Genomic DNA, 23,442 nt, shown 5'->3' with positions numbered 1-23,442 from the left:
GTCTGCGGGTATGCGAGTCGTCATTGCGGGTGGACACGGACAGATCGCGCTGCGGCTGACGAAGCTGCTGAGCGGTGACGGTCACGAGGTGGTCGGGCTGGTCCGCAACCCGGACCACGAGGCCGATATCGCGGCCGCCGGCGGGCAGGCCGCCGTACTCGACCTCGAGCAGGCCGACGCGGGTGCCGTCGCCAAGGTACTGGCCGGCGCGGACGTCGCGATCTTCTCGGCGGGCGCCGGTCCGGGCAGCGGGAACGCGCGTAAGGACACGGTCGACCGCGGTGCGGCCGCCCTGTTCGCGGAGGCGGCCCAGCAGGCCGGCGTACGGCGTCATATCCAGGTCGGCTCGATGGGCGCGGACCGGGCCGACTCGCTGACCGACGACGAGACCTTCACGATCTACCTGAAGGCCAAGTGGGCGGCCGAGGAGGACCTGCGGTCCCGGGACCTGGACTGGACGATCCTGCGGCCGGGCGGTCTGACCAACGACCCCGGCACCGGGCTGGTCTATCTCGCCGACAAGACCGGGAACGGCCGGGTCACCCGCGACGATGTCGCGCTGGTACTGGCCGGCCTCTGTGACACCCCGGCCGCGATCGGCCGGACCCTGGAGCTCATCGCCGGAGAGACCCCGGTGAGTGAGGCACTCAACTCCCTCTGAAGTTGCCACAAGCAACAGAATGTGACGGATATGGCAGACACACTGCGCCAGGTGACCTTCGAGCGCGTCGCGAACAGCAGCTACGAGGTGCGTAACGCCCGGGGCGGCACGATCCGGGTCGGCTCCGGCGGCGCGGAAACCGACTTCACCCCGGTGGAGCTCCTGCTGGCCGCGATCGGGACCTGCTCGGCGATCGACGTCGACGTCGTCGTCAGCCGCCGCGCGGAGCCGACCGAGTTCAGCGCGGTCGTGCGCGGGGACAAGGTCCGGGACCCCGAGGAGGGCAACCGGATGGAGAACCTCGCGGTCGAGTTCGTCGTGCACTTCCCCGACGGCGAGGACGGTGACAAGGCGCGTGAGGCGCTGCCGCGCGCGGTGAAGATGTCACACGATCGGCTCTGCACGGTCAGCCGCACGGTCGAGCTCGGTTCGCCGATCACCACGACCGTGAACGACTGAGGAGCTGGCGTAACGCCTGGTCAGATACATCTGTCGAGATGTATCTGAGTTGATGTAGGTTCCTGGCCGTGAACGGTGTGGAGCTCTTCCTGCTCGGGCGGGCGCTGATGAAGATCGGCGAGGACGCGTTGCCGGAGCCGACGGACGGTGCCGCGAAGTACGCCGGGAGCGCGCGGATGGTGCTTATCGTCGCGAGCGATATCGCCGGGCATCCGGAGAGCGCGGTGGGGGAGATCGCTGCGCGTACCGGTCTGCCGCAGAGCCAGGTGTCGACGGCGATCGCGCGGCTGAAGGAGGCAGGGTCGGTCATCACCACGACCGACCCTGCCGACCGTCGGCGCGCCTTGGTGAGTCAGGCACCCGATGCCTCGGACCGGCTGGCTCAGGTCCGCGCCACCACGATCGAGCCCGCACTCGCCTCAGCCCTCGGCACGGACGATCCGGCGCGCGTCGCCGAGGTCTCGCAGGCTCTGGAGCAACTCGCGCGCGACCTGCTACCCAACCGCTCAAACAGCCAGCCCTCGGCTGGCCCCGCTGACGGCCAGTCCTCGGCCGGCCCTCGCTGACGGCCGGTCGCCGGCCGAGCGGTCAGGCGGTTAGGAACTCGCTGGCTGGGCGGATGCGGGTCGTGAGCACGGCCTGGGTCTGGCGGCTGTCCAGCTGGATCTCCGACGGTTCACCGGGGATCGACGGGAGCGCCTCCGGGTTGAGGCCGTCGCGGATCGCGATGAGCTGACCGAGTTCGAGCCGGCTGAGTGCCTCTGGACCGGCGACATGCGTGATGCCGTTGACGTCGGACATCAGCAGCTCGAGTAGCGCCGACGCGAGGTCGGCGACATGGATCGGGCAGCGGATGTTGCCGGTGTAGAACGCACCAGGCTCGCCGGCGGTCAGCCGTCGTACCCGCTGCTCCTCTTCGGACCGGCCGTCCGAGCCGACGATGATCGACGTACGCGCGATGACCGCACCCGGCTTGATCGCGCTGATCGCCGTCTCCGCGGCCGCCTTCGCCGCGCCGTACGGCGTGATCGGGCACGGCCGCTCGTGCTCGTGGTACGCCGTTTTGCGCGGACCGAAGACCGCATCGCTCGACACGAACACGAGGCGCGCCCCATCCGCAGCCAGCGCGACGTTGACCGCGCCGATCGCCGTCGTCGCCCAGTCGTCTTGCCGGTAGGCGGTGTGGATGATCCCGTCCGGGCGGACGCTGCGGATCACGTCCCGCACCTGGTCCCGCCGCCGTACGTCGAGCTGTACTCCGCCCGGCACCCGCTCCGAGTGGTACGCCGGCACGACGTCATGCTCGGCAGAGCGCAGGAGTTGTCGCCCCAGGAGACCAGTGGCCCCAGTGACGAGCAACCTCACCCCACAACTCTATGCCGCTCCAGCCGCCACCCGGCAGTCCGCGTCGCGCGTTTAACCTCCCCGACAGACCGGATCTTCCTCGGCGTCATCCACGACTGCGACGGCTTGTGCAACATCCACCCGTCGCCGATGGTCAGCGCCGCGTGCTGGACCCGCAACGCCGTGTCGCGCCAGACGAACACCGTGCCGGGTACGTCGTCGCGCCCGCCACGCTCGGTGTGATTCGCAAGCCAGTCCTCGAACGGCTCGCGCAGCATCCACACGTCCTCCGCGCCCTCAACTCCACAGGCCGCCATCACCGTCCCGAAGCAGTTCGGCCCGCTCCCACCCGGAAACGTGCCCGCCAACTCCCGCACCCGCTCAAACTGCCGCGGCCAGGTGCGGACCTCCGCATGCCGACTCGGTCCAAGGTCCTCACTCACGATCTCCGGGAGAACCGCCTTCGGATCGGTGAGCAGCGACTTCCACCAGACGAAACGGTGCCCGTCAGCCTGCTGCTTGAGCTCCGGCCCGAGGATCGGCGACCACCGCCGCACGCTGGGGACTGCGCCTCGCCCGTAGGTGAACTGCGCACGCACCAGCCGCGCACGATCCGCCCGAGGCAACTCCTGGAACTGCCCGGCGCCCAACCAGGCGGTTCGAGCCGCCTGGCGGTCGACGTTGTAGATCAGGTAGGTGTCACGGTCCTGCGGCGTCGGCTCGCGATCGTCGGGCTCGAGCTTCCACGCGGTCGCCTGCTTCTTCGTGACGAAGAACGGCTGCTCGTCGGGTGCGAGCCAGTCGACCCATCGCTCCAGCAGGTCGGGGGAGACGTCGATGCCCAGGACGGTCAGCACCGGGCAACGCTCTCATTCGCGGAGGGCCTCGGTCACCGGCTTTTCCGGTCCGCGGTACCGCTGCGTCTGCGAGTAGACCAGGTTGGTCGTCGTACTCCCGAAGTCGGTCAGCTCGTTGACGAGCTCCTCCAGATGCGGCATCGAGGCCGCCGCGACCTTCAACGTGTAGCAGTCGTCGCCGGTCGTGCGCAGGCACTCGAGGACCTCGCGCCGCTCGGCCAGCAGCCGGTGCAGCGGCTCGTGCTTGTTGCCCGGGTACTTCAGCCGGACGACGGCCAGCACCGGGTAGCCGACCTTGGTCAGGTCGACCTCGGCGCGGTAGCCGGTGATGACACCGATCGACTCCAGGCGGCGTACCCGCTCGGTGGTCGCCGATGCGCTCAGACTGACGCGCCGGCCGAGCTCGGTCAGCGAGATCCTCGCGTCCTCCTGCAGTTCGCTGAGGATCGCCCAGTCGGTCGAATCGAGAGTCTCGGTCACACGCCAAATCTACCGGCGATTCCCCGGCGCAAGGCGTCGTACGCCGGGAGGAATCTCTTCAGAACCGACCAGCTGCCTGGATAGCCTGAGGGCGTGGAACTTGGAGTGAACGTGCCGAACTTCGGCACGGGGACGAATCCGGCGCGCTTGCGGGACTGGGCGCGCGTGGTCGAAGGGCTCGGGTACGACCTGCTGATGGTGTCCGACCATGTGGTGATCACGCCGGATGTGGCGGAGCAGTACCCGGCGCCGTTCTACGAGCCGTTCACCACGCTGAGCTGGCTGGCCGGCATCACCGAGCGAGTCCGGCTCGGCACGACCGTGCTGATCGCGCCGTACCGGCATCCGTTGCTGGTGGCAAGGATGGCGGCGAACCTCAACGAGTTCAGCGGCGGCAGGCTCGTGCTCGGCGTCGGGGCCGGCTGGGCGCGGCAGGAGTTCGAAGCTCTCGGCGCTGAGCATGGCCGGCGTGGACGGGACACGGACGAGCTGCTGGCCGAGCTCCGCCGCGTGTGGGCCGACACGGACGACTACGGCGTCGGCAACATCCCGATCTGGATCGGCGGCGCGAGTCCCGCAGCCCTCCGCCGTACCATACGGTTTGGTACGGCGTGGCATCCGCTGCGGCAACGGATCGATCAGATGCGCGACGGGCTGGACCGGCTGCGGACCATGGCGGCGTCGCTCGACCAGCCGGTTCCCGGGTTCGCGCCGCGGATCCTGCTCCGGCTCACCGACGAGCCGTTGCCCGACGACAAGCGGGTCGCGGGTGAAGGATCGGTGCAGCAGGTGATGAATGATCTCGACGTGCTGCGGGAGCTCGGCGCGCAGAGCGTCGTACTCGATCCGTTCGAAGGTGACCCGGCCGAGACGGCCTGGCAGGCGCTGGCGACAACTACAGAGTCTTGGAGACGACGTGACACCTGAAGCAGAAGGATTCCTGCGCCGCGCGATCGCATTGGCCGCGGCCGCGCGCGAGGGCGGCGACCCGCCGTTCGGCTCGCTGCTCGTCGGGGCGGACGGGAGCGTGCTGGCCGAGGACCACAACACGACGATCAGCGAAGGCAACATCAGCTTCCACCCGGAGCTGAAGCTCGCGGTCTGGGCCGCGCAGCACCTGTCGCCCGAGGACGCGGCCGGCACGACCATGTATACCAGCTGCCAGCCGTGCGGGATGTGTGCTGGTGCGCTCGCCCGCTCCGGGCTCGGCCGGGTGGTCTACGCGCTGTCCGGCGAGCAGCTCGACGGGCTGAAGTCCACCGGCAGCTTCCCCGCCGTACCGCAGGAAGGACCTGCGCTGTACGACGAGGCGCGCGTGCCGGTGGACGGGTACTACGTCTGAGCGACTACTTCACCGGGGTGAGGCAGAGCGTGTACTTCGTCGAGCCCTGCTCGTAGACGTACGACGCCTCGGCGCCCTCGAACTGGTCGCACTGGCTGTCGTCGGTCGAGTCGTCGATCTTGCCGACGATCTTGTACTCGGCGTCGGACGACGTGCAGTCGACGACCTTCACGTCCGGGCTGCTCGAGGTGCCGTTGTTGACCACGCACGCGCCGACATTGGCCTTCGCCTCCGTCGAGTTCAGGTTCGCGAACACGATCAGCCCGATCACTACGACCGGCACCAGCAGCATCAGGATCGCCGGACGCTGGAACAGCGGCTTGCCCGGGTCCATCGGCCGGCCCGGGCCCGGCTGCGGCTCCGGCAGGCTCTTGAACTTCTGCATCGGGCCGATGTTCAGCAGCATCGTGATCGGGTTGATGATCGACGAGCCGACACCCCACCAGCCCTGCCACAGGCTCTTCGAGGTCATGTCGCGGACCGACGCGATCCCGCAGGTCCGGCAGAACGGGCCTTGCAGCTTCAGGAACCGCATCAGGATGATCAGGCCCTGGTGACCGCGCACGGTCGCCTCGACCGCCGGGTAGCCGCCACAGAACCGGCAGGTCATCTGGCCCTGCGGCGCGAACGACTGCTGAGCGCCCTGCTGCGGGAACGACTGGCCGAACTGCGGCTGCTGCTGGCCCGGGTACTGGCCCTGCGGGTACTGCCCCGGCTGCGGCGCCTGCTGGTAGGGCTGGCCGTGGAACTGCTGCTGCTGCTGACCTGGGTACTGCTGCTGGCCCGGGTACTGACCAGGCTGCTGGGGCTGCTGCTGGTCGGGCTGCGTGTATTGCGGGAACTGCTGCGGCGGCGGACCGTAGCCGGCCGGCTGACCTGGGTACGGGTTCTGCGGCGGCTGGGGAGGGGATGTGGTCACGAATCGTTCCTGAGGCTTGGTCGGGACACGCTGAACCATGGCACCTTACTCACACCGATGGTCCATCCAGCCGTTCATATGCCACTATGCGCCGCATGCTCACCATCGGCCCGCTGACCTCTACCGACCGTGACACCTGGCAGGAACTGTTCGCCGGCTACAACGAGTTCTACGGGCGAACCATGCCGGACGAATTCTTCGATCAGGCGTGGACCAGATTCCAGCAGGACACCGAGATCCACGCGCTCGGCGCCCGGCTGGACGGACAGCTCGTCGGGATCACGCACTTCCTCACGCACGCGAGTACGACGGCACCGGACTCGTGCTACCTGCAAGACCTGTTCACCGCCCCCGAGGCACGCGGCAAGGGCGCGGCGCGGGCGCTGATCGCGGCAGTCACGGACTGGGCCCGCGAGCAAGGCTGCGGCCGGGTCTACTGGTCGACGCACGAGAGCAACGCGACCGCACGTCGGCTCTACGACCAGGTCGCCGAGAACCGCGGCTTCATCCTCTACCTGATCCCGCTGTAGCGGTCGGTCAGCTCGCGCCCGAGCCGCGCCAGTTCGGCCTGCACTGACGGCGGGTCGAGTACGTCGATCGACCCGCCCCAGCCGGCCAGCTCCTGGGCGATCATCAGGGGAGTGGGTGCCGTGATCTTCAATCGGACCCGCTCGCCGTCCGTCCCGTCGACCGTGCAGTTGCGTCCGAGGCGGTCCTGCATCACCCAGACGTGCCGCTGGTCCATCAGAACGGTTGCCGTCAGCCCCGATCGCCGTTCCTCCATCCGCTCGACGATGTCGCCCCAGGCGGTCGACAGGTCGAAGCCGTCCGGTCGTTCGAACGTCTCGTCCGTCGTCTGGGCCGCCACCACGCGATCGATCCGGAACGTGCGCTGGCCCCGATCGGTCCAGGCGATCAGGTACCAGACGTCGTCCTTGTCGACGAGCCCGAGCGGATCGACGATGCGCTCGGACGGCTCGTGCCCGCGGCCCGAGTAGACGAGTCGCACCCGGTTCCGGCGTACGACGGCATCTTGGAGGCTGCTGACCAACTCCGGGCGCTCCTTCACGTGCGCGCCCCAGCGGGCCGGGTCGATCACGACTGCCGCGGCCGCGGCCTGGGCGTGCTCGCGGAAGGTGTCGGGCAGCGCGCGTACCAGCTTGCGCAGCGCCGCCTTCGCCTCCGGCGCGATCGACGCCGCAGGACCGACGAGCAGGAACAGCGCTTGTGCTTCCGCAGCCGTCAGTCCGCTCAGATCGGTCCGGGCACCGCCGACCAGTTGCCAGCCGCCGTTGCGGCCGGGCTGTGGATAAACCGGGATGCCGGCCGTCGACAACGCTTCGAGATCGCGTCGCGCGGTCGCGACCGAGATCTCCAGCTCCTGCGCGACGTCGGCCGCCGTCACGCGGCCGCGGGCCTGCATGAGCAACAACACCGCCACCAACCGATCTGCCCGCACAGTTCGATCGTCGCAGACAAACTGCTCATCTCGTGAGCACTACTGTCTTTTTGTCGGCGGCGCCCGCTAGCCTCAGTTCCGGACGGACACCTTCCGGAATGGTGAGCGATGGCGTACGACGTGAGCCCGACAGCCCGGACCCTGATGGTCCTGGAGCTGATCCAGAACAGCCCCGGCATCACCGCCGACCAGCTCGGCGACAAGCTCGGCGTCTCCGAACGAGCCGCCCGCCGGTACGTCGCGATCCTGCGCGAGGCCGACATCCCGATCGAGTCCGTCCGCGGCCCGTACGGCGGTTACCGCGTCGGCCGCGGACTGCGCCTGCCCCCGCTGATGTTCAGCACGACCGAGGCGCTCGGCCTGGTGATGGCGGTGCTGGAAGGACCCCGCGGCACCGCGGACCCGGTCGAGAACGCGCTCGGCAAGATCATCCGCGTGCTCCCGGAGCAGATCGCCCGCTCGACGGACGCCGTCCGCCGTGTCAGCGCCCGCGGTCCCGATCCAGGCGTCCGTACGCCGGAGCCCGAGATCACGGCCGCGCTCGTGTCGTACAGCACGGAATGCCGCCAGGTCCGGATCCACTACCGCCGTCACCACGACGAATGGCCGATGGAGGTCGATCCCTGGGCAGTCGTCGTACGCCGAGGCCGCTGGTACCTGCTGTGCTGGTCGCACGCCAAGGACTCCCAACGCGTCCTCCGCGTGGACAAGGTCACCAAGGTCGAGCCGCTGACCCAGGACTTCACGCCACCGCCCGACCTGGACCCGCTGGCCGCCGTCGAGGAACACCTGGCGATGGGCTGGAAGTACCCCATCGAGGTCCTGATCGACGCCCCTCGCGCCGACGCCGCCTGCTGGATCCCACGCTCGATGGGCCGCCTGGAGCCGATCGACGACACCCACACCCGCCTCCTGGCCAGCACCGACGAGCCTGACTGGTACGCCGCCCACCTCACCGCGATCCAAGCCCCGTACCGCATCCTCGGCAGCCCCGAAATCCAGGCCGCCTCCCAAGCCCTGGGTCAACGTCTGCTCGCCGCGAGCACCCTGGAGGCTTGATGACCGAGGTCGAGTTCGCCGGGGAGATCTGGTACTGGCGGGGGCCGGCGCCGTGGTACTTCATCACGGTGCCGGACGAGGAGTGTGCGTGCTTCGAGGCGGAGTCGAGCTTCGTCAGTTACGGGTGGGGGATGATCCCGGTCGTCGCGGAGATCGGCGCGACGGCGTGGGACACGTCGATGTTTCCGAAGGACGGGCGGTACCTGCTGCCGGTGAAGGCGTCGGTGCGGCGGGCCGAGGATCTCGACGACGGCGACGTGCCGACGGTGCGGTTGCGGTTGCGGACCTGAAACTGTCGGCGGGTGGGTCTAGCGTTTCGCCGTACATCCACGATGGGGAGGTAGGGCGCATGTCAACGCTGGCTGATCGGCCGAACACGGCCTTGTTGGTGGTCGACGTACAGAACGGTGTCGTCGCCGAGGCACACGAGCGCGACCAGGTCGTCGCGAACATCAACACGCTCGTCGGCAAGGCCCGCGCGGGCGGGGTGCCGGTCGTGTGGGTCCAGCACTCGAGCGACAACCTCGTCAAGGACAGCGATCAGTGGCAGTTCGTCCCGGAGCTGTCCCGTGACGGCTCGGAGGCTCTTGTCCACAAGACGTTCCCCGACTCCTTCGAGGCCACCGACCTCGAAGACGTCCTGGCGCGCGCCGGCATCGGCCACCTGATCGTGAGCGGCGCCCAGACCGACGAGTGCATCCGCTCCACCATCCACGGCGCCATCACCCGCGGCTACGACGTCACCCTGGTCGGCGACGCCCACACCACCGAGAACCTCTCCGAGTACGGCGCTCCGACCCCTGACAAGGTCATCGCCCACACCAACCTCTACTGGCAGTACCACCGAGCCCCCGGCCGCACCGCCGCCGTACAGAACACCGACGAGGTCAGCTTCTGAGGTTGCTCAGTCGGTGATCGCGTCGAGGGTGGTGAGGTCTTCGGGGGAGAGGGTGAGGTCGGCTGCCAGCAGGTTCTCCTCGAGGTGTTGGCGACTTGAGGTGCCGGGGATGGTGAGGACGTGATGGCCTCGGCTGAGGGTCCAGGCCAGGCGGATCTGTGCGGGCGTCGCGCCGTGGCGCGTCGCGACCTCCTGCACGGCCGCGGACTCGGGCACCCCACCGGCCTCGCGTGACTCCGCCGTCAGGGTGAAGAACGGTACGAACGCGATCCCCAGCTCGCCGCACACCCCCAGGATCTCGTCATTCACCCGCCCGAATCCGACGCTGTACCTGTTCTGCACCGCAACCACCGGCGCAATCCCACGCGCCTCATGAAGCTGCTCCACCCGCACATTCGACACACCCAGCTGCCGAATCATCCCCTTCGCCTGCAGTTCAGCGAGTACGCCGAAATGCTCGGCGATCGACTTCACCCCGTGCAGCCGCAGATTGACGAGATCCAGCGTGTCCACCCCGAGCGCGCGCAGATCGCGCTCCACCAGCGCCGGCAACTCGTCCGGCCGCGCCAACCTGTCCTTCGTGGGTCCGACCTTCGTCGCGAGCACGAACTCCTCCGGGTACGGCACGAGCGCCCGCCGGATCACGTCGTTCGCCCAGTCCAGGCTCTCGAACGACGTCTGCCCCACACCGCCGTGGCTCGGATAGAACGCCGCGGTGTCGACGTGGTTCACGCCGAGCTCGACCGCATGCCGCAGCAACGCGACGGCTCGCTCCCGGACATCCGCTCCATCCCGGCCAGGCCCGGCGAGCCGCTTCGCGCCGAACCCGATCCGCCGTACCGCAACATCCCCGAGCTGCCAGAATTCGGCGGACTTGCTTTCCGCAATTCCTGATGATACGTTTAATGGTAGAGACGTATTTACCTGTGAATTCTGCATTCGGCCAGGATAAATCCTCGAAGGACATTCGTCCACTATTCTCAGCACTTTTCTGCGTTATTCTGCGCGCGTGGGACTCACGGACAGACAACAAGTTCTGCTCGACACCTGGCTGCCGTCGGCCGAGCTGGTCAAGGACCACAGCTGGGGCCTGATCGGCACCCTCGTGCTCGAGCTCACGCTGAACGGCGAGCGCTACATCGCGAAGGCCGGCGACGTGGCCGACCATCATCTCGTGCGCGAGATACGGGCCCACCGCAACTGGTTGACGCCGTGGACCTCGCGGGGGAGGGCGCCCCAGCTCGTCAACGCCGACGACGACTCCAAGCTTCTCTTGACGCGGTTCCTGCCGGGGGAGTTGGTCGAGGGCTCGCCTGCCGAATGGGCGCCTGCGACGTACCGCGAGGCCGGTGAATTGCTGGCGCAGTTCCACCAGCAATCCGCCGTACCGGACGACACTTACGAATCGCGTGAGAACCAGCGGACGCTCACGTACCTCGGCAAGCCGCATCGGATCGCGCCCGATCTGACCGAGCGTCTGCGAGCCGAGATCGCCGGTTGGCCGACGCCGCCGGCGATCCTCGTGCCGACGCACGGCGACTGGCAGCCGCGCAACTGGCTCACCGACAACGGCACCATCCGCGTCATCGACTTCGGCCGGGCCGACCTACGCCCGGCGTACACGGACCTCGCCCGGCTCGCCGCGCAGCAGTTCCGCTCGAACCCGGAGCTGGAGACTGCCTTCCTGAACGGCTACGGCGAGGACCCGCGCGAGCCGGACGTCTGGCACCGCGCCCAGCTCCGCGAGGCCGTCAACACCTGCGTCTGGGCCTACCAGGTCGGCGACGAGCCGTTCGAGCAACAGGGCCACCGCATGATCGCGGAAGCCATCGGCTAGCCGACGTTTGTGATCCACTCGTCGATGGACACGACGTCGGCCTGCCGCGGGAACACCTTCTCGGTGAGCACGCGGTGGACCTCGGGGTCAGAGTCGCCACAACCGTCTTCGAGAACGGTCAGCCGGAAGTCCAGGTCGGCGGCCTGGCGCAGCGTGGACAGTACGACGCCGCTGGTGGCCAACCCGGTCAGGACGAGACTGTCGATATCGCCGGACCTGAGCACGACGTCCAGATCGCTGCCCGTGAAGGCACTGACCCGCTTCTTCGTGACCACGATGTCGCCGGCCAGCGGGGCGACGTCCGGGTGGATCGCGACGTTCGGATCGTCCTGCGCCATCCCGAGGCCGCTGGAGATCGCGCTGAACGACCTGTTGCGGGCGCTGATCTCCGGATGGCCGGCCCGGAAACCGACGACCACATAGATCACCGGGATCTGAGCTGCGTGCGCGGCGTCGATCGCCCGACGGAGACCGACCAGGTAGTCGGTCCCGTCGGCGATGCGATCCACGATCACCTGCTGTACGTCCATCACGAGAAGAGCTGTGTTCGCCATATTTTGCAGTCCCTTTCAGGCTTTGTGGTGGCGGCCGCGCAATGCCGAGGCCGTGGCGGCGACGAGGGTCATTACCGTGGCTGCGGCGAAGACGGTGACGAGCCCGTGGTGAAACGGCCCGGACACCAGTTCAGGGAAGAAGCGCGTCCCGGTCAGGACCTGCACGTTGTGAGCCGGCAGTACGTCGAGTACGCCGCTCGGCCCGAGCAGGTGGCTGATCGGGTTCTTGCCGAGGAACGTCGCGAACAGCGTGCTCACCGGCGGCAGGCCCGCGACCTGCGCGGCGATGCCCTCGGGTACGCCTTGGGCTCGCAGTCCGCTGCTCAGTGCGTCCGGGAGCGATCCGGCCAGGCCGGAGATCATCAGCGAGAAGAACAGCCCGATCGACAGCGCCGTACCGGAGTTCTGGAACGTCGAGCGCATGCCGGAGGCGACGCCGCGCTGGTCGGGCGGCACGCTGCCCATGATCGACGACGTGTTCGGGGCGGAGAACATGCCCTGACCGAGCCCGCTGACCAGCAGCAGCGCGGCGAAGGCGGGGTACGAGAAGTTGACCGGCAATGCCAGCAGTCCGACGAACGTGCCGGCGACCAAGACCAGCCCGGTTGTCGAGAACAGTCGGGCGCCGAAGCGGTCGGACAGGTAGCCGGAGGTCGGGCCGCCGATCAGGAAGCCGACGGTCAGCGGCAGCATGAAGATGCCGGCCCACAGCGGCGTACGTTCGAAGTCGTAGCCGTGCAGGGGCAGCCAGATCCCCTGCAGCCAGATGATGAGCATGAATTGCAGGCCGCCGCGGGAGATCGCGGTCAGCAGCGAGGCGAGATTCCCGGCGGCGAATGCGCGGATCCGGAACAGGCGGAGTTGGAACATCGGCTCAGCCACCCGGGTCTCGGCAATGCAGAACGCGACGAACAGCAGTACTCCGCCGCCGAGTCCGCCGAGGACCCACGGATTGGTCCAGCCGGTCGAATGTCCGCCGTACGGCTGGATTCCGTAGGTGATCGCGGCGAGGAGGGCACCGGCGCCGGCGCTGAACGTGAGGTTGCCGATCCAGTCGATGCGGCCGGGTCGGCGGGCGCCGATCTCGCGCAGACTCCGGTACGACCAGATCGTGCCGGCCACACCGATCGGGACGCTGACCCAGAACACCGCCCGCCAGTCGATCGTGGCGAGTACTCCGCCGGCGAGCAGGCCGAGGAACTGGCCGGCCAGCGCGCAGATCTGGTTGATGCCGAGTGCCATCCCGCGTTGCCCGGCCGGGAATGCGTCGGTGAGGATCGCCGCCGAGTTCGCGGTCAGCATCGAGCCGCCGACGGCTTGGACGACGCGGAAGCCGATCAGCCACAGCGCTCCGGCGCCGCCTGCGAGCGGATCGAGTGAGAGGGCGAGCGAGGCACACGCGAAGATCGCGAAGCCGAGGTTGTACATCCGGACCCGGCCGAACATGTCGCCGAGCCGGCCGAGCGCGACGACCAGTACGGCGGAGACGAGGATGTAGCCGAGCATCATCCAGAGCAGGTAGCCGATGTTGCCGGGGGCAAGCGGGTCGAGACCGATGCCGCGGAAGATCGCCGGCAGCGAGATGATCACGATCGACGCGTCCATCGTCGCGATCAGGACGCCCATCGTGGTGTTCGAGAGCGCGACCCATTTGTAGCGGGTGTCCGTGCTGATGTCCTGCTGGGTGGTCACAGCCGCTCCGAGAGCCGGTCGAGCAGCGTCAGCAACTGGTGCAGCTCGCGGCGTTCGGCTTGGTTGAACTCTTCTTCGATGGCCGTCGCCAGGCGTTGGCCGGAGACGGAACGGCGGTCCGCGGCCATCTTGCGTCCCGCCGCCGTCATCGCGATCACCGCGCGTCGGCGGTCTTCCGCGTGCGGCTCGCGGCTCACCAGTCCGCGTTCCTCGAGGGCGGCGAGGGTGACTGCCATGGCCTGCGGGCGCACACCTTCCTGCTCGGCGAGTGCCGTGGGGGAGGCGGGACCGTCGCTCTCGAGCCGGGCCAGCACAGAGGACTCGGAAAGGGCCAGGTCGCCTACGACGTTCTTCGCGGCGCGGAGCTTGCGGGCGATACGGCCCACGATCAGCCGGAGCGCGGCTGCGTCCTCAGCCGGTGTGGTCACAGATGCTAACGGTACATTAATTAATTCTGCGTAACTACCTGGGTCGAAACTCCGTTGTCGAGGGTGCGGGTCGATGGCATCGTCGCCCCCATGCCGTCAGCACTCGAAGCGCTTGTGGTCGACCGCTATCCGCGCTCGAGCACCTATGACCCGCAGTGGATCGTCGACAACCTCATGGGCCCGCATCCGCTGTGGAGTGCGGAGGGCCTGATGCAGGCGATGACGCTGGAGCCCGGGATGCGAGTGCTCGACCTCGGCTGCGGTACGGCGTTGACGTCGATCTTCTTCGCCCGCGAGTACGACGTGGAGGTCTGGGCGACCGACCTCTGGGTCGACCCGACCGAGAACTGGCACCGGATCCAGCAGGCCGGCGCCGCGGACCGCGTCCACCCGATCCAGTCCGACGCGCACAAACTCCCGTTCGCCCACGACTTCTTCGACGCGATCGTCAGCATCGGCGCCTTCAACTACTTCGGCACCGGCGCCGACTACCTCGCCTACCTCACCCAGTTCCTCCACCCCGGCGGCACAGTGGGCGTCATCGCCCCCGGCATCCGCACCTCGCCTGCCGGCCGGCTCCCGCCGTACCTCGAATCCCGCTGGGGCCCCGACCTGTGCACCTGGCTCCCACCCGACTGGTGGCACCAACTCTGGCACCGCACGAACCTGGTCACCATCCAAACCGCCGACTTCCTCCCGAACGGCTGGTCCGACTGGCTCCTCTGGCTGAAAACCTGCGCCAAGGTAGGCCGCGGCTACAAACCCGACGAACAAATGCTAGAAACCGACCAGGGAAACCTACTAGGCCTGACCCGACTGGTTGCCCAGCTCAATTAACCGGCTTTGTAGATCTGCCGGATAAATGTCATCCAGGTCTCGTGGATCGACCCAGCGCAATTCGAAATGATTGGTCGGACAATGCTCGACTGCCTCATCGCCAGAAAGCCGCGGTACACCGCTCACCTCGGCCGCGAGGAAGTAGTACGCCGGCCGACCGTTGTGCGTGCCCGTCCACAGCAACCGATCGACGGTCGCGGTGAGCGTCGTCTCCTCCTCGAGCTCGCGAATGGCAGCAGCTGCGGCAGACTCACCCGGCTCCACGTGACCACCCGGCAGCACGGCGTACCGATGGCCGTCATACTGCGGCCCGGGAGCGTCGGCGTACTCGCACATCACGCACTCGGCGGAGCTCTCGAGGCGCAGGTAGCGCTTCACAACCAGGACCTTGCCGCCCTCAAGAACGACCGCTGCACCTCGTGGGATCTTCATGGAGTAGCAGTGTGGTCGCCGCCACCGACAGATTGAAGGATCTTGCATGCCAAGCGCCATGATCGAAGTACGTCGCCACTACTCCGAGGCGGAGGAGGTTGCGCTGATCGACGCCGTGCATGACGCGGTGGTCACTGGCTTCCAGATTCCGCCGCAGGACAAGGATGTGCGCCTCGTCGTCCACGCCCCGCACCGTTTTGCCTGCTCGCCGCGCTTGAGCCAGCCGGAGTACTTCACCCTCATCACCATCGACTGCTTCGCCGGCCGCTCGATCGACGCCAAGCGCACTCTCTACACCCAAACCATCACCAACCTGAAGCCGTTCAACATCCCCGCCGACCACATAACAATCCTCATCCGAGACCACCCCACCCAAAACTGGGGCCTCCGCGGCGGCCACCCAGCCTCCGACCTGGACCTAGGCTTCAACATCAACGTCTGAAACCCCGATGATCACCTTGCAATTCCACCCGAATTGGCCGCATGGGGAGCGGATGGTTATTGAGTCGATGGTGGCGGACGGGTTTTATCGGTCGCAGTTTGTTACTGGGATTTCTAGCGGGGGATTGACGGCATTTGCTGGTGGGGATCGGTGGCGGTGGGAGAGTCGGCTGTTCGCGGGAAAGTACGACGAGCAACCGCCGACGGCGCGGCCGGTTTATGGTGTGTGGAATCGGCGGGAGGATCCGTACGGCGGTGGGATTCGGTTCGGGTCGTCGTATTTTCGCTTGAAGTCTGAGGCGGTGGAGAGGGCGACCTTCTGTTTCCCGGACTCGGCGCGAGAGCCTGAGCACTTCGGCGACTCGAGTCTGCTGGAGCAGTTGTGCCGGTTGGCGGACGAAGCCGGGTTCGATGATCTTGATGAGTACGTCGAGGCGCACGTCCATGGCGAGGTGCGTTTTGACGCCGACGTGGATGCAGTGGTCCTCGACCCGTCGTTCGTCGGGACGCGGGTCGAGGAGGCGGCATACCTGCTTGGTTGCGGCGTCGAGTATCACCCGGGTTTTCGCGCCACGGCAGATGACTTCGACCCGGCGTACCGTGGCGCGGGCATCGTCGAGTTGGCGCGTTCGCTGGGGGCTGAGTTGACGCCGGAGTTGCTAGGGCCTGCCGTCCGCACGCATCCCGCGCAAGCAATCAAACGGCTCTGGCATTGTCTAGCTCGGTTCGGGCGGGTCGGTGGCTAGCTGGTCTCGGCGGCGGGTCAGGTAGGCGGTTTCGGCGGTGTTGCCGGCTAGTTCGATTGCCTTGGTGTACGCCGCGCGCGCCTGTTGGCTCTGGCCTGTACGCCGGAGCAGGTCCGCCCGCGTCGCGTGGAAGGCGTGATAGCCGTCCAGCTTCTCGGTCAGCTTGTCGATCGTGGCTAGCGCGACCTCCGGGCCGTCGAGTTCGGCCACCGCGATCGCCCGGTTCAGCTCGACGATCGGGGATGGGTCGATGCGGATCAGCTGGCCGTACAGAGCCACCACCTGCGACCAGTCGGTGTCGCGCACATCCCGTGCAGACGTGTGTACGGCGTTGATCGCCGCGAGGATCTGATACCGCCCGGGCGCGACCCCGGCTGCCAACCGTTCGCGGACCAGCCGATGCCCCTCAGCCACCATCGTCGCGTCCCACGAACCACGATCCTGCTCGTCCAACGACACCAGCTCGCCACTCGCCGACACCCGCGCCGTACGACGGGCCTCGGTCAGCAGCATCAACGCGAGCAACCCGGCCACCTCACCGTCATCAGGCATCAGCGCACGAATGAGCCGCGTCAGCCGGATCGCCTCCGAGGTCAGCTCGTGCCGCACCGGATCCGTATCAGCACTGGTCGCCAGATAACCCTCGTTGAACACGATGAACAACACCGTGAGTACGCCGGACACCCGCCGGGGGAGATCCTCCGCATCGGGCACCCGGTAGGGGATCCGTGCCGCTTTGATCTTGGCCTTCGCGCGGGTGATCCGCTGCCCCATCGCGGTCTCCTGCACCAGGAACGCGCGCGCGATCTCGGGCACGGTCAACCCGCCGACCATGCGCAGCGTCAGCGCGACCCGGGTCTCCATCGAGAGCGCCGGGTGGCAGCAGGTGAAGATCAGCCGGAGCCGTTCGTCGTCGATGACACCGAGAGGCTCGGGCGGTTCGTCGTACACCATCTGAGCCTCCTTGTGTTTGTCGTCGCGTTTGTTCTCGCGACGGAGCCGGTCGATGGCCTTGCGGTTGGCGGTGGTGGTCAGCCACGCGCCGGGGTTCGGGGGTACGCCGTCGTCCGGCCACCGCTCGACGGCGGTCGCGAACGCCTCGGCGGCGGCCTCCTCGGCGACGTCCAGGTCGCCGAAACGTTTGGTCAGGGACGCGACCACCCGCGCCCACTCCTCGTGGTGGACCCGCGTGATCGCTTCCTGGACGTCGCTCACAGGAACGGCCGCACCTCGAGCCTGCGGTTGCACGCCTTCGACGCCTCGGTCACGAGCTCGCGGGCCGCGTCGAGGTCGGCAGCTTCCATGATCCAGAGGCCGGCGATGTACTCCTTCGACTCCAGGTACGGCCCGTCGGTGAAGATGGCCTCGGCGCCGCGGTTGTCGACGACGGTGGCCGCGCTGGGGGCCGCGAGCCCGCCGGCGAAGACCCAGTTGCCGTCGGCGATGATCCGTTCGTTGAACGCCGTGATGGCGGTCATCTCGTCGTCGGTGGCCGAATTGGTCTTGTCGTCGAGCACAGAAACCAGGAACTGCATCACGCATCATCTCCCGTGGTGAATTCTTCGGAAACCGTATCCGGTCCGCGATTCATTCGTCGGCGAACGGCCGTACTTCGAGTTTGCGGTTGCAGACCAGCGACGCTTCCGCGGCGAGTTTGAGCACGACGTCGAGGTCCTGGGCCTCGATGATCCAGAGTCCGCCGAGATGCTCCTTCGACTCCAGATAAGGTCCGTCGGTGAAGATCGCCGCGTCGCCGCGGTTGTCGACAACGGTGGCGGTCGCGGGGGAGTCGAGGCCACCGACGAACACCAGGTACCCCTCGGCCCCGATCCGCTCGTTGAAGGCCTCGACGGCACCAGAACCGTCCTCGTCGTACCCAGTGCTCTCGTCATCGATGACAGACATCAGATACTTCATTCAGAACCATCTCCTTCACTGTGGCGGCGCTCACCAGATCCACGAACGCCCGCCCACCGATCCGACAACCCTGTCCGAAGAAACTTTCGGGCGACCGGGGGAGAGCCACACCCTTGGTACGTTGCCCGCCATGCCCGACCCCATCAAGACCGAGCGTCTCGTACTGCGTGAACCCGAGGCCCGGGACCGTACGCCGGTCATCGAACTGTTCACGTCGCCGGAGGTCGGCACGTACATCGGCGGCCCGCGCCCGCGTGACGAACTCGAGGCCGCCATCCCTGATGCTCCGAAGCGACGCCCTGGATTGTTCGTGGTGGAGCTCGACGGCGCGATGATCGGTTTCGTCACGCTCGACCAGCGCGACGCAGAACGCCCACACGGCGGACAAGCTGAGCTCGGCTACATGTTCCTGCCGGATTCCTGGGGTTACGGGTATGCCGCTGAAGCATGTGCTGCAGCACTCGGCTGGTTCGCCGACGTGCGTCCTGGCGAATCCGTCGTACTGACGACGCAAACCGCGAACGCGCGTTCGATGCGCGTCGCTCAGAAACTGGGCTTCACCGAGCTCGACCGCTTCGAGGAGTACGGCGCCGAACAGTGGCTAGGGAAGTGGTCTCCAGCCACTAGTTGACATAATGTCCATTATCGGCGCTTAAAGCACGGGGGCGGAACTGAGCTGGCCTATCCCGCCGTACCTGAGGTCTTCGGCGGAACGAAGACGCAGAACTCGTTTCCTTCTGGGTCAGCGAGAACGACCCAACGGAAGCCGTGTTCAGTGAGTTCGTTGGAGAGCCGCCGCGCGCCCAGCTGCTCCAGTTTTTCTAGCTCGGCCGGCAAGTCTTCCACCCGGAGGTCGAGGTGCATTCGATTCTTGCCATGTTTGACCTCCGGGACTGCCTGCAGCAGCAGGGTCGGTGCTGAGCTGGGCGTGGTCAGACTGAGATACGGCGGTGCGTCGAAGGCTCGTCGATACCCTAGTGGTCTAAGCACGTCCAGCCAGAATCCTGCTTGAGCTTCGGTGTCGATGCAGTCGAGTGTCACGACGATTTCCATCTCGGAACCGTACGCCCGATGCCTGAGTACACACGGTTTGTGGCCGCACATCTCGACGGGTACTTCGACTCTGCACCAACGATGGCCGTCGTTCCCCGCGGACCCGGCCCGTGCTACGAGAGTGCTGAAGTGGCGACTGGGTCTGGAGCGGCGATCGGGGCGCGGCGCACTCAGCTACTCCCGGCTCATAAACTCCCGTTCCTGCCAGTTACGGAAGGGCTACCTGTCTGAGGCAAGTAGCCCTTCCGTCGCGTTATCTGAGGCCGAAGGCCCGGATGATCGTCTGGCTGATGCCGCCGCCGTTGCGTTGCTTGGCGGTGACTCGCACCGAGACCTGCCCGGCGTGCGGTGGCGCCTGCAGGCGCGTCTCCCAGTTGCCGTTGTTCTCCTTCAGTTGCAGCCGTTGCCAGGTCGCGCCGTCGTCGTACGAGACTTCCAGACCGACCGAGACCACCGCGTCCTGCCGGGCACTGCTGCCCAGCACGACCGGCTTGACGGTGAAGACCGAGTTCCGCTTCGCCCGGCCGGCCGCGTCGACGTCCACGCCGTAGTCGAGCTGGGCCAGCGGCAGCGGCTGGTTCTCCGCCTCCCCGGACGTGAAGCTCCACTCGGTGTGCGTGCTCGTCGAGTACGGCGTCAGCTCGGCGTTCCCGACGGTGTCGGCCACCAGCCGGTACGGCCGCTTCTCCGGCGCCAGGTCGCCGACGCCGAAGTCGGGCCGAGGGCCGTTCCCGACCAGCTTCTCGTCGCCCTGGTACAGCGCGAAGCTGCGCGTCATCAGCGAGTCGCCGCTGTGCGCGGACCCGCCGTCACCGAAGCCGGCGATCATGCCGCCCATCGCGTTGCCGACCCGGTGCGGGAGCTCGAACTCGAGCATCCGCGGCCGCACGATCGGGCCGAACCAGCGCTGGCTCTGCACACTGTGCGGCTGGTAGCTCGTGATGTCGGTGAACGTCGCCCAGCCGTTGATCGCGGCGTACTGCTGCCACTTGACGCCCGCCGACACCCAGTCCGTCCGGTGTCCCACCGCGGGCTTCGCCGGGAACCGCGGTACCCGGATCGACCCGAAGACGGCGTACGGGAAAGCGGCCGGAAAGTACTCGTACGCCGGGCTGTCCTCGCGGCTCTCCAGGACCTGCTGCCCGTTCGTGGGAGCGAAGTCGTTCTCGATCCGGGCGAGTCTGCTGGGGTCCGTGGCCGCGGACGGGTCGTCCGGGACCTTGCCCTGGTGGTAGTCGACCAGGTCGTAGAGGTACGACGGCACCGGGTTCGCCGCGACGGTCAACTCGGTCCGACGCGTGGTGAGCTTCTTGATCAGAGCCTCGCCGTCGTCGAGGGTGAGCGACGCCGTCGGGATCGGGCCGAGGGACTGGCCGTCCTCTCCCCCGTACCAGTCGTTGTAACGGCCGATACCGTCGTTGACCACGAGCAGCATGGCCGCGCCGGCTGCATGCGCCGCCGCGACCCGGTCCGCGGGCGGTACGTCGATGCTGTTGCGTACGACGACCGCCTTGCCGCGCGCGTCCAGACCGGCGTACTCGGCGGGCGTGCCGGTGCCGGCGAAGACGGCCGTGGCGCGCGTCGTGCCGGCGCGGAACGCCGGTGAGCCGGGCTGGACGAGCAGCGAGTCGTCGAGGCTGCGGCCGTCGTAGGTGATCGTCAGCGGCGTCTGCTCGGCCCGGAACCGGGTGGTGAACACGAAACTGCCGGTGCGGACCTTGCTCTTCGTGGGCAGCGCCCAGAAGCTGTCGTAGTCCGGCGGCGGCATGAAGATCTCGTGCAGCGCCGACCTGTCGTCCGGGGTCGGCTGCGCCGAGGTGAACGACCGGACGAGGTCGAACCTGCTCGTGGTGACGCTCGTCGGCTTGGGCGTGTCGACCTTGATCGGACGGCTCCGCGACGCGTCCAGGACGACGGTCCGGTCCGCTGTCAGGTCGACCTCGGGCGCGGTCAGGAACGCCAGGCCGAGCGAGTGCGGGCCGTTGCTGCCGGGCACGTCCAGGGTCGAGACGATCGTGTACGAGCCGGGCGCCCAGCGGCTGGTGAGCTTGCCGTCGGTTGCCCACAGCACGGTGGATTTCCCGTCCGCGCCGGTGACCTCGACCTCACCGCTGACCGGCTTGCCGTCCTGGTCTTTCAGCTGGACGTTGAGGTTGTACTTCTTCGGCTCGACGGCCAGCCCGACGGCCGTGTGCACGGTGCCGGTCGACGAACTCGCGATGATCTGGGCGGCGTACTGGCCGGGAGCCAGTCCGTTCGGGTCCGCCGTGAAACCGACCGTGGCGACGCTGAGCGCAGGCACTGTCACCTGCGTTGCTGCGAGGTGGAAGATCCCGGTGTGGTCGGTGGACAGCTGCAAGGTGATCGGCTGCTCCGTGGTGTTGCGGTAGCTGATCTGCCGCTTGACCGGCGTCCGGGCCGGCTTCGGCGACCACGGGACGAGCCCGGCGTCGACCGATCCGGTGGCGATGACCTGGCCGTGCAGCGAGGCCGCCGCGACGTCGACGCGTCCGGTCCCCGCCTGGTACGGCGTGTACGCGGGCGTCAGCTTGCTGGTACTCATCAGCGCGTCCTTGAGCTGCTGCCCGGTCCAGTCCGGGTGCTGCGAGGCGAGCAGAACGGCCGCGCCGGCGACGTGCGGAGCCGCCATCGACGTACCGCTGTCGGTCCGGTAGTAGCCCTCGCCGCCGTCGTTGATGTACTGCGACCGCGCGGCCAGCACGTCGACGCCGGGTGCGGTCAGGTCGGGCTTGAGGCCGTCGTCCATCAGCCGCGGGCCGACGCTGGAGAAGTCGGCCAGCTGGTCCGAACCGTCAACAGCCCCGACGGTCAGGGCGGCGTCCGCGGTCCCCGGTGAGCTGACGCTGTACGGGTTGCTCCCCGAGTTGCCCGCGGCAATCACGAACAGGGCACCGGTCTCGGCGCTCAGCTCGTTCACGGCCTGACTCAGCGGATCGTCCTGGGTGTGCCAGGCCGCCGTTCCCAGGCTCATGTTGATCACCTTGGCGTGCTCGGTCCGTGCCGCCCACTCCATCCCGGCGATGATGCCGGAGATCGGGCCGGAGCCGCTGTCGCCGAGGACCTTGCCCACGATCAGGTCGGCGGCCGGTGCGACGCCACGCTCCTTGCCGTCCGAGGCTGCGCCGGTACCGGCGACCGTCGACGCGGTGTGCGTGCCGTGACCGTTGCGGTCAACGACATCCTGACCGGCCACGAAGCTCTTGGTCGCCACGATCCGCGGTGCCAGGTCCGGGTGCCCCAGGTCGACACCGGAGTCCAGCACCGCGACCCGCACGCCCTTGCCGGTCACGCCCGCCGCCCACGCCGCGGGTGCGCCGATCTGAGTGGTGGTGTCCGCGAGCATCGTCTGCGCCTTGGTGTCGAGCCAGACCTTGCCGATCCCCGCCGCGAACGAGGGCGCCGCGGTGGTCGTCGCCTGCGCCCGTAGGCCGCTCTGCCCGGTCAGCGTCGACCAGAGCGTGGCCGCTTGCGTCTTCTCGGCCTTGACGGCCGCGCCGTTGACCGACGGCAGGTCGAGCGTGGTGGTCGTGCCCGGCAGCGCCGAGCGGCGCGCGGACTTGGCGGCCACGCTGGGCGAGCCGGTGACGACCAGCGGGAGGTTCTTGCTGCGGGCGTTGTCGTACCCCTGGGCCACCAGTTCGCTGACGTTGAACAGTTGCTTGTCGAGCTGCCCGGTCGCCAGGTACGGCATCGCGGCGCCGGGGTAGACGAATGTGTCGCCGTTCTCGACGCTGACCCGTACCGGTCCGGTCGAGCGCGGGGCGCGTTCGACGGCCTGCACCGACACGGCGCGGCCGGGACCGGGCGCGACGGTGACCTTGTCGCCGGTGATCAGCGTGAGGTCGAGGGGTGTCTCCCCTGCCGCTGCGGCGCCGCCGGCGGTCGGGAGAGGTGGTGGAGGTTCGGCGCCGGCCGCCGTCGGAGTGGCAAGACCGGCGACCAGGAGAAGCGCAGCAGCCGGCACGAGCAGCCGACGGGCAGAAGAGAGCATGTGTCCTCCGGTGGT

Annotated in this window: 29 protein-coding genes; 14 read left to right on the top strand and 15 right to left on the bottom strand. The window is 67.9% G+C overall.

Going from position 1 to position 23,442, the window contains the following annotated elements; genetic code table 11:
- Positions 1-10: 10 nt before the first annotated feature.
- The 3 genes from ACFWUU_RS14350 to ACFWUU_RS14340 all read left to right on the top strand — a co-directional run bounded on the left by ACFWUU_RS14350 (position 11) and on the right by ACFWUU_RS14340 (position 1,686).
- Positions 11-661: an SDR family oxidoreductase gene (locus ACFWUU_RS14350; RefSeq protein WP_380175762.1), complete on the top strand. Its 651-nt coding sequence runs from the start codon at positions 11-13 to the stop codon at positions 659-661.
- 30 nt (positions 662-691) lie between these two features.
- Positions 692-1,120, top strand: coding sequence for an OsmC family protein (locus tag ACFWUU_RS14345; RefSeq protein WP_380175760.1), 429 nt, complete (start codon positions 692-694; stop codon positions 1,118-1,120).
- A 68-nt stretch (positions 1,121-1,188) separates the two neighbouring features.
- Positions 1,189-1,686, top strand: coding sequence for a MarR family transcriptional regulator (locus ACFWUU_RS14340; RefSeq protein ID WP_380175759.1), 498 nt, complete (start codon positions 1,189-1,191; stop codon positions 1,684-1,686).
- Between the two features lie 22 nt (positions 1,687-1,708).
- Here ACFWUU_RS14340 and ACFWUU_RS14335 read toward each other — a convergent pair whose 3' ends face one another.
- Genes ACFWUU_RS14335 through ACFWUU_RS14325 form a run of 3 tightly spaced genes read right to left on the bottom strand, consistent with a single transcriptional unit; the run spans position 1,709 to position 3,801 of the window.
- A complete protein-coding gene (locus ACFWUU_RS14335; RefSeq protein WP_380175757.1) occupies positions 1,709-2,485 on the bottom strand; it encodes an SDR family oxidoreductase in 777 nt (258 codons plus the stop codon).
- On the bottom strand, positions 2,482-3,321 hold the full coding sequence (locus ACFWUU_RS14330) for a hypothetical protein (RefSeq protein WP_380175755.1): 840 nt from the start codon (positions 3,319-3,321) through the stop codon (positions 2,482-2,484). The genes ACFWUU_RS14335 and ACFWUU_RS14330 overlap by 4 nt, the downstream gene beginning before the upstream one ends.
- A gap of 12 nt (positions 3,322-3,333) precedes the next feature.
- Entirely contained in the window at positions 3,334-3,801 is a 468-nt protein-coding gene (locus ACFWUU_RS14325; RefSeq protein ID WP_380175753.1) for an Lrp/AsnC family transcriptional regulator, read from the bottom strand.
- Positions 3,802-3,894: 93 nt separating this feature from the next.
- Between ACFWUU_RS14325 and ACFWUU_RS14320 the strand changes: the two genes are divergently transcribed.
- A complete protein-coding gene (locus ACFWUU_RS14320; RefSeq protein WP_380175751.1) occupies positions 3,895-4,728 on the top strand; it encodes an LLM class flavin-dependent oxidoreductase in 834 nt (277 codons plus the stop codon).
- Complete coding sequence (locus ACFWUU_RS14315) at positions 4,718-5,143, top strand: nucleoside deaminase (RefSeq protein ID WP_380175749.1); 426 nt, start codon at positions 4,718-4,720, stop codon at positions 5,141-5,143. The genes ACFWUU_RS14320 and ACFWUU_RS14315 overlap by 11 nt, the downstream gene beginning before the upstream one ends.
- A 4-nt stretch (positions 5,144-5,147) precedes the next feature.
- On the opposite strand, the gene ACFWUU_RS14310 is transcribed toward ACFWUU_RS14315, so the two are convergent.
- Positions 5,148-6,062: a toxin-antitoxin system, toxin component gene (locus ACFWUU_RS14310; RefSeq protein WP_380175747.1), complete on the bottom strand. Its 915-nt coding sequence runs from the start codon at positions 6,060-6,062 to the stop codon at positions 5,148-5,150.
- Between the two features lie 95 nt (positions 6,063-6,157).
- Here ACFWUU_RS14310 and ACFWUU_RS14305 point away from each other — a divergent pair, with 95 nt between their 5' ends.
- Positions 6,158-6,592, top strand: coding sequence for a GNAT family N-acetyltransferase (locus tag ACFWUU_RS14305; protein WP_137255346.1), 435 nt, complete (start codon positions 6,158-6,160; stop codon positions 6,590-6,592).
- Here ACFWUU_RS14305 and ACFWUU_RS14300 read toward each other — a convergent pair.
- Positions 6,574-7,521 (bottom strand): helix-turn-helix transcriptional regulator, encoded by a 948-nt coding sequence (locus ACFWUU_RS14300; RefSeq protein WP_380175745.1) that lies wholly within the window; start codon positions 7,519-7,521, stop codon positions 6,574-6,576. The genes ACFWUU_RS14305 and ACFWUU_RS14300 overlap by 19 nt on opposite strands.
- A 108-nt stretch (positions 7,522-7,629) precedes the next feature.
- Here ACFWUU_RS14300 and ACFWUU_RS14295 point away from each other — a divergent pair, with 108 nt between their 5' ends.
- From ACFWUU_RS14295 to ACFWUU_RS14285, 3 genes are read left to right on the top strand one after another with little or no spacing between them, the layout of a single operon-like run.
- On the top strand, positions 7,630-8,580 hold the full coding sequence (locus ACFWUU_RS14295; protein ID WP_380175743.1) for a helix-turn-helix transcriptional regulator: 951 nt from the start codon (positions 7,630-7,632) through the stop codon (positions 8,578-8,580).
- Positions 8,580-8,870 carry a DUF1905 domain-containing protein gene (locus ACFWUU_RS14290; protein ID WP_380175741.1) on the top strand — a complete coding sequence of 97 codons (291 nt, stop codon included), beginning with the start codon at positions 8,580-8,582 and terminating at the stop codon, positions 8,868-8,870. The genes ACFWUU_RS14295 and ACFWUU_RS14290 overlap by 1 nt, the downstream gene beginning before the upstream one ends.
- Positions 8,871-8,929: 59 nt before the next feature.
- Complete coding sequence (locus ACFWUU_RS14285) at positions 8,930-9,478, top strand: isochorismatase family protein (RefSeq protein WP_137255350.1); 549 nt, start codon at positions 8,930-8,932, stop codon at positions 9,476-9,478.
- Between the two features lie 6 nt (positions 9,479-9,484).
- Here ACFWUU_RS14285 and ACFWUU_RS14280 read toward each other — a convergent pair whose 3' ends face one another.
- Positions 9,485-10,417 (bottom strand): aldo/keto reductase, encoded by a 933-nt coding sequence (locus tag ACFWUU_RS14280; RefSeq protein WP_380175739.1) that lies wholly within the window; start codon positions 10,415-10,417, stop codon positions 9,485-9,487.
- 70 nt (positions 10,418-10,487) lie between these two features.
- On the opposite strand from ACFWUU_RS14280, the gene ACFWUU_RS14275 reads away from it, so the two are divergent.
- Complete coding sequence (locus ACFWUU_RS14275) at positions 10,488-11,315, top strand: phosphotransferase (RefSeq protein WP_380175737.1); 828 nt, start codon at positions 10,488-10,490, stop codon at positions 11,313-11,315.
- On the opposite strand, the gene ACFWUU_RS14270 is transcribed toward ACFWUU_RS14275, so the two are convergent.
- Genes ACFWUU_RS14270 through ACFWUU_RS14260 form a run of 3 tightly spaced genes read right to left on the bottom strand, consistent with a single transcriptional unit; the run spans position 11,312 to position 13,989 of the window.
- Positions 11,312-11,869 (bottom strand): cysteine hydrolase family protein, encoded by a 558-nt coding sequence (locus ACFWUU_RS14270; RefSeq protein WP_380175735.1) that lies wholly within the window; start codon positions 11,867-11,869, stop codon positions 11,312-11,314. The two genes, ACFWUU_RS14275 and ACFWUU_RS14270, sit on opposite strands and share 4 nt — an antisense overlap.
- A 15-nt stretch (positions 11,870-11,884) precedes the next feature.
- On the bottom strand, positions 11,885-13,561 hold the full coding sequence (locus tag ACFWUU_RS14265) for an MFS transporter (protein ID WP_380175733.1): 1,677 nt from the start codon (positions 13,559-13,561) through the stop codon (positions 11,885-11,887).
- Positions 13,558-13,989 carry a MarR family winged helix-turn-helix transcriptional regulator gene (locus tag ACFWUU_RS14260; protein ID WP_380175731.1) on the bottom strand — a complete coding sequence of 144 codons (432 nt, stop codon included), beginning with the start codon at positions 13,987-13,989 and terminating at the stop codon, positions 13,558-13,560. The genes ACFWUU_RS14265 and ACFWUU_RS14260 overlap by 4 nt, the downstream gene beginning before the upstream one ends.
- Before the next feature lie 90 nt (positions 13,990-14,079).
- Here ACFWUU_RS14260 and ACFWUU_RS14255 point away from each other — a divergent pair, with 90 nt between their 5' ends.
- Positions 14,080-14,826, top strand: a complete 747-nt coding sequence (locus tag ACFWUU_RS14255) for an SAM-dependent methyltransferase (RefSeq protein ID WP_380175729.1) — start codon at positions 14,080-14,082, stop codon at positions 14,824-14,826.
- Here the strand turns inward: ACFWUU_RS14255 and ACFWUU_RS14250 are convergent.
- Positions 14,791-15,258, bottom strand: coding sequence for an NUDIX domain-containing protein (locus tag ACFWUU_RS14250; protein WP_380175727.1), 468 nt, complete (start codon positions 15,256-15,258; stop codon positions 14,791-14,793). The two genes, ACFWUU_RS14255 and ACFWUU_RS14250, sit on opposite strands and share 36 nt — an antisense overlap.
- Before the next feature lie 46 nt (positions 15,259-15,304).
- On the opposite strand from ACFWUU_RS14250, the gene ACFWUU_RS14245 reads away from it, so the two are divergent.
- The gene (locus ACFWUU_RS14245; protein ID WP_380175725.1) at positions 15,305-15,700 is read left to right on the top strand and encodes a tautomerase family protein; all 396 of its coding nucleotides are present in this window, start codon (positions 15,305-15,307) and stop codon (positions 15,698-15,700) included.
- A gap of 7 nt (positions 15,701-15,707) precedes the next feature.
- The gene (locus ACFWUU_RS14240) at positions 15,708-16,445 is read left to right on the top strand and encodes a DUF3626 domain-containing protein (protein WP_380175723.1); all 738 of its coding nucleotides are present in this window, start codon (positions 15,708-15,710) and stop codon (positions 16,443-16,445) included.
- On the opposite strand, the gene ACFWUU_RS14235 is transcribed toward ACFWUU_RS14240, so the two are convergent.
- From ACFWUU_RS14235 to ACFWUU_RS14225, 3 genes are read right to left on the bottom strand one after another with little or no spacing between them, the layout of a single operon-like run.
- Complete coding sequence (locus ACFWUU_RS14235; RefSeq protein WP_380175721.1) at positions 16,416-17,660, bottom strand: RNA polymerase sigma factor; 1,245 nt, start codon at positions 17,658-17,660, stop codon at positions 16,416-16,418. The two genes, ACFWUU_RS14240 and ACFWUU_RS14235, sit on opposite strands and share 30 nt — an antisense overlap.
- Positions 17,657-17,980, bottom strand: a complete 324-nt coding sequence (locus ACFWUU_RS14230) for a YciI family protein (protein WP_137255359.1) — start codon at positions 17,978-17,980, stop codon at positions 17,657-17,659. Before ACFWUU_RS14230 ends, ACFWUU_RS14235 begins: the two co-directional genes overlap by 4 nt.
- A 52-nt stretch (positions 17,981-18,032) precedes the next feature.
- The gene (locus ACFWUU_RS14225) at positions 18,033-18,362 is read right to left on the bottom strand and encodes a YciI family protein (protein ID WP_380175719.1); all 330 of its coding nucleotides are present in this window, start codon (positions 18,360-18,362) and stop codon (positions 18,033-18,035) included.
- A 130-nt stretch (positions 18,363-18,492) separates the two neighbouring features.
- Here ACFWUU_RS14225 and ACFWUU_RS14220 point away from each other — a divergent pair, with 130 nt between their 5' ends.
- Positions 18,493-18,993, top strand: a complete 501-nt coding sequence (locus ACFWUU_RS14220) for a GNAT family N-acetyltransferase (RefSeq protein ID WP_380175717.1) — start codon at positions 18,493-18,495, stop codon at positions 18,991-18,993.
- A gap of 50 nt (positions 18,994-19,043) precedes the next feature.
- Here ACFWUU_RS14220 and ACFWUU_RS14215 read toward each other — a convergent pair whose 3' ends face one another.
- Positions 19,044-19,415 (bottom strand): VOC family protein, encoded by a 372-nt coding sequence (locus ACFWUU_RS14215; protein WP_380175715.1) that lies wholly within the window; start codon positions 19,413-19,415, stop codon positions 19,044-19,046.
- 253 nt (positions 19,416-19,668) lie between these two features.
- On the bottom strand, positions 19,669-23,427 hold the full coding sequence (locus ACFWUU_RS14210; RefSeq protein ID WP_380175713.1) for a S8 family serine peptidase: 3,759 nt from the start codon (positions 23,425-23,427) through the stop codon (positions 19,669-19,671).
- Positions 23,428-23,442: the final 15 nt, after the last annotated feature.

This window comes from Kribbella sp. NPDC058693 (assembly GCF_042715335.1).
Lineage (GTDB): Bacteria > Actinomycetota > Actinomycetes > Propionibacteriales > Kribbellaceae > Kribbella > Kribbella jiaozuonensis.
Note: the sequence above shows the minus strand (reverse complement) of the source record. Positions and strands in the feature narration are given on the sequence as shown.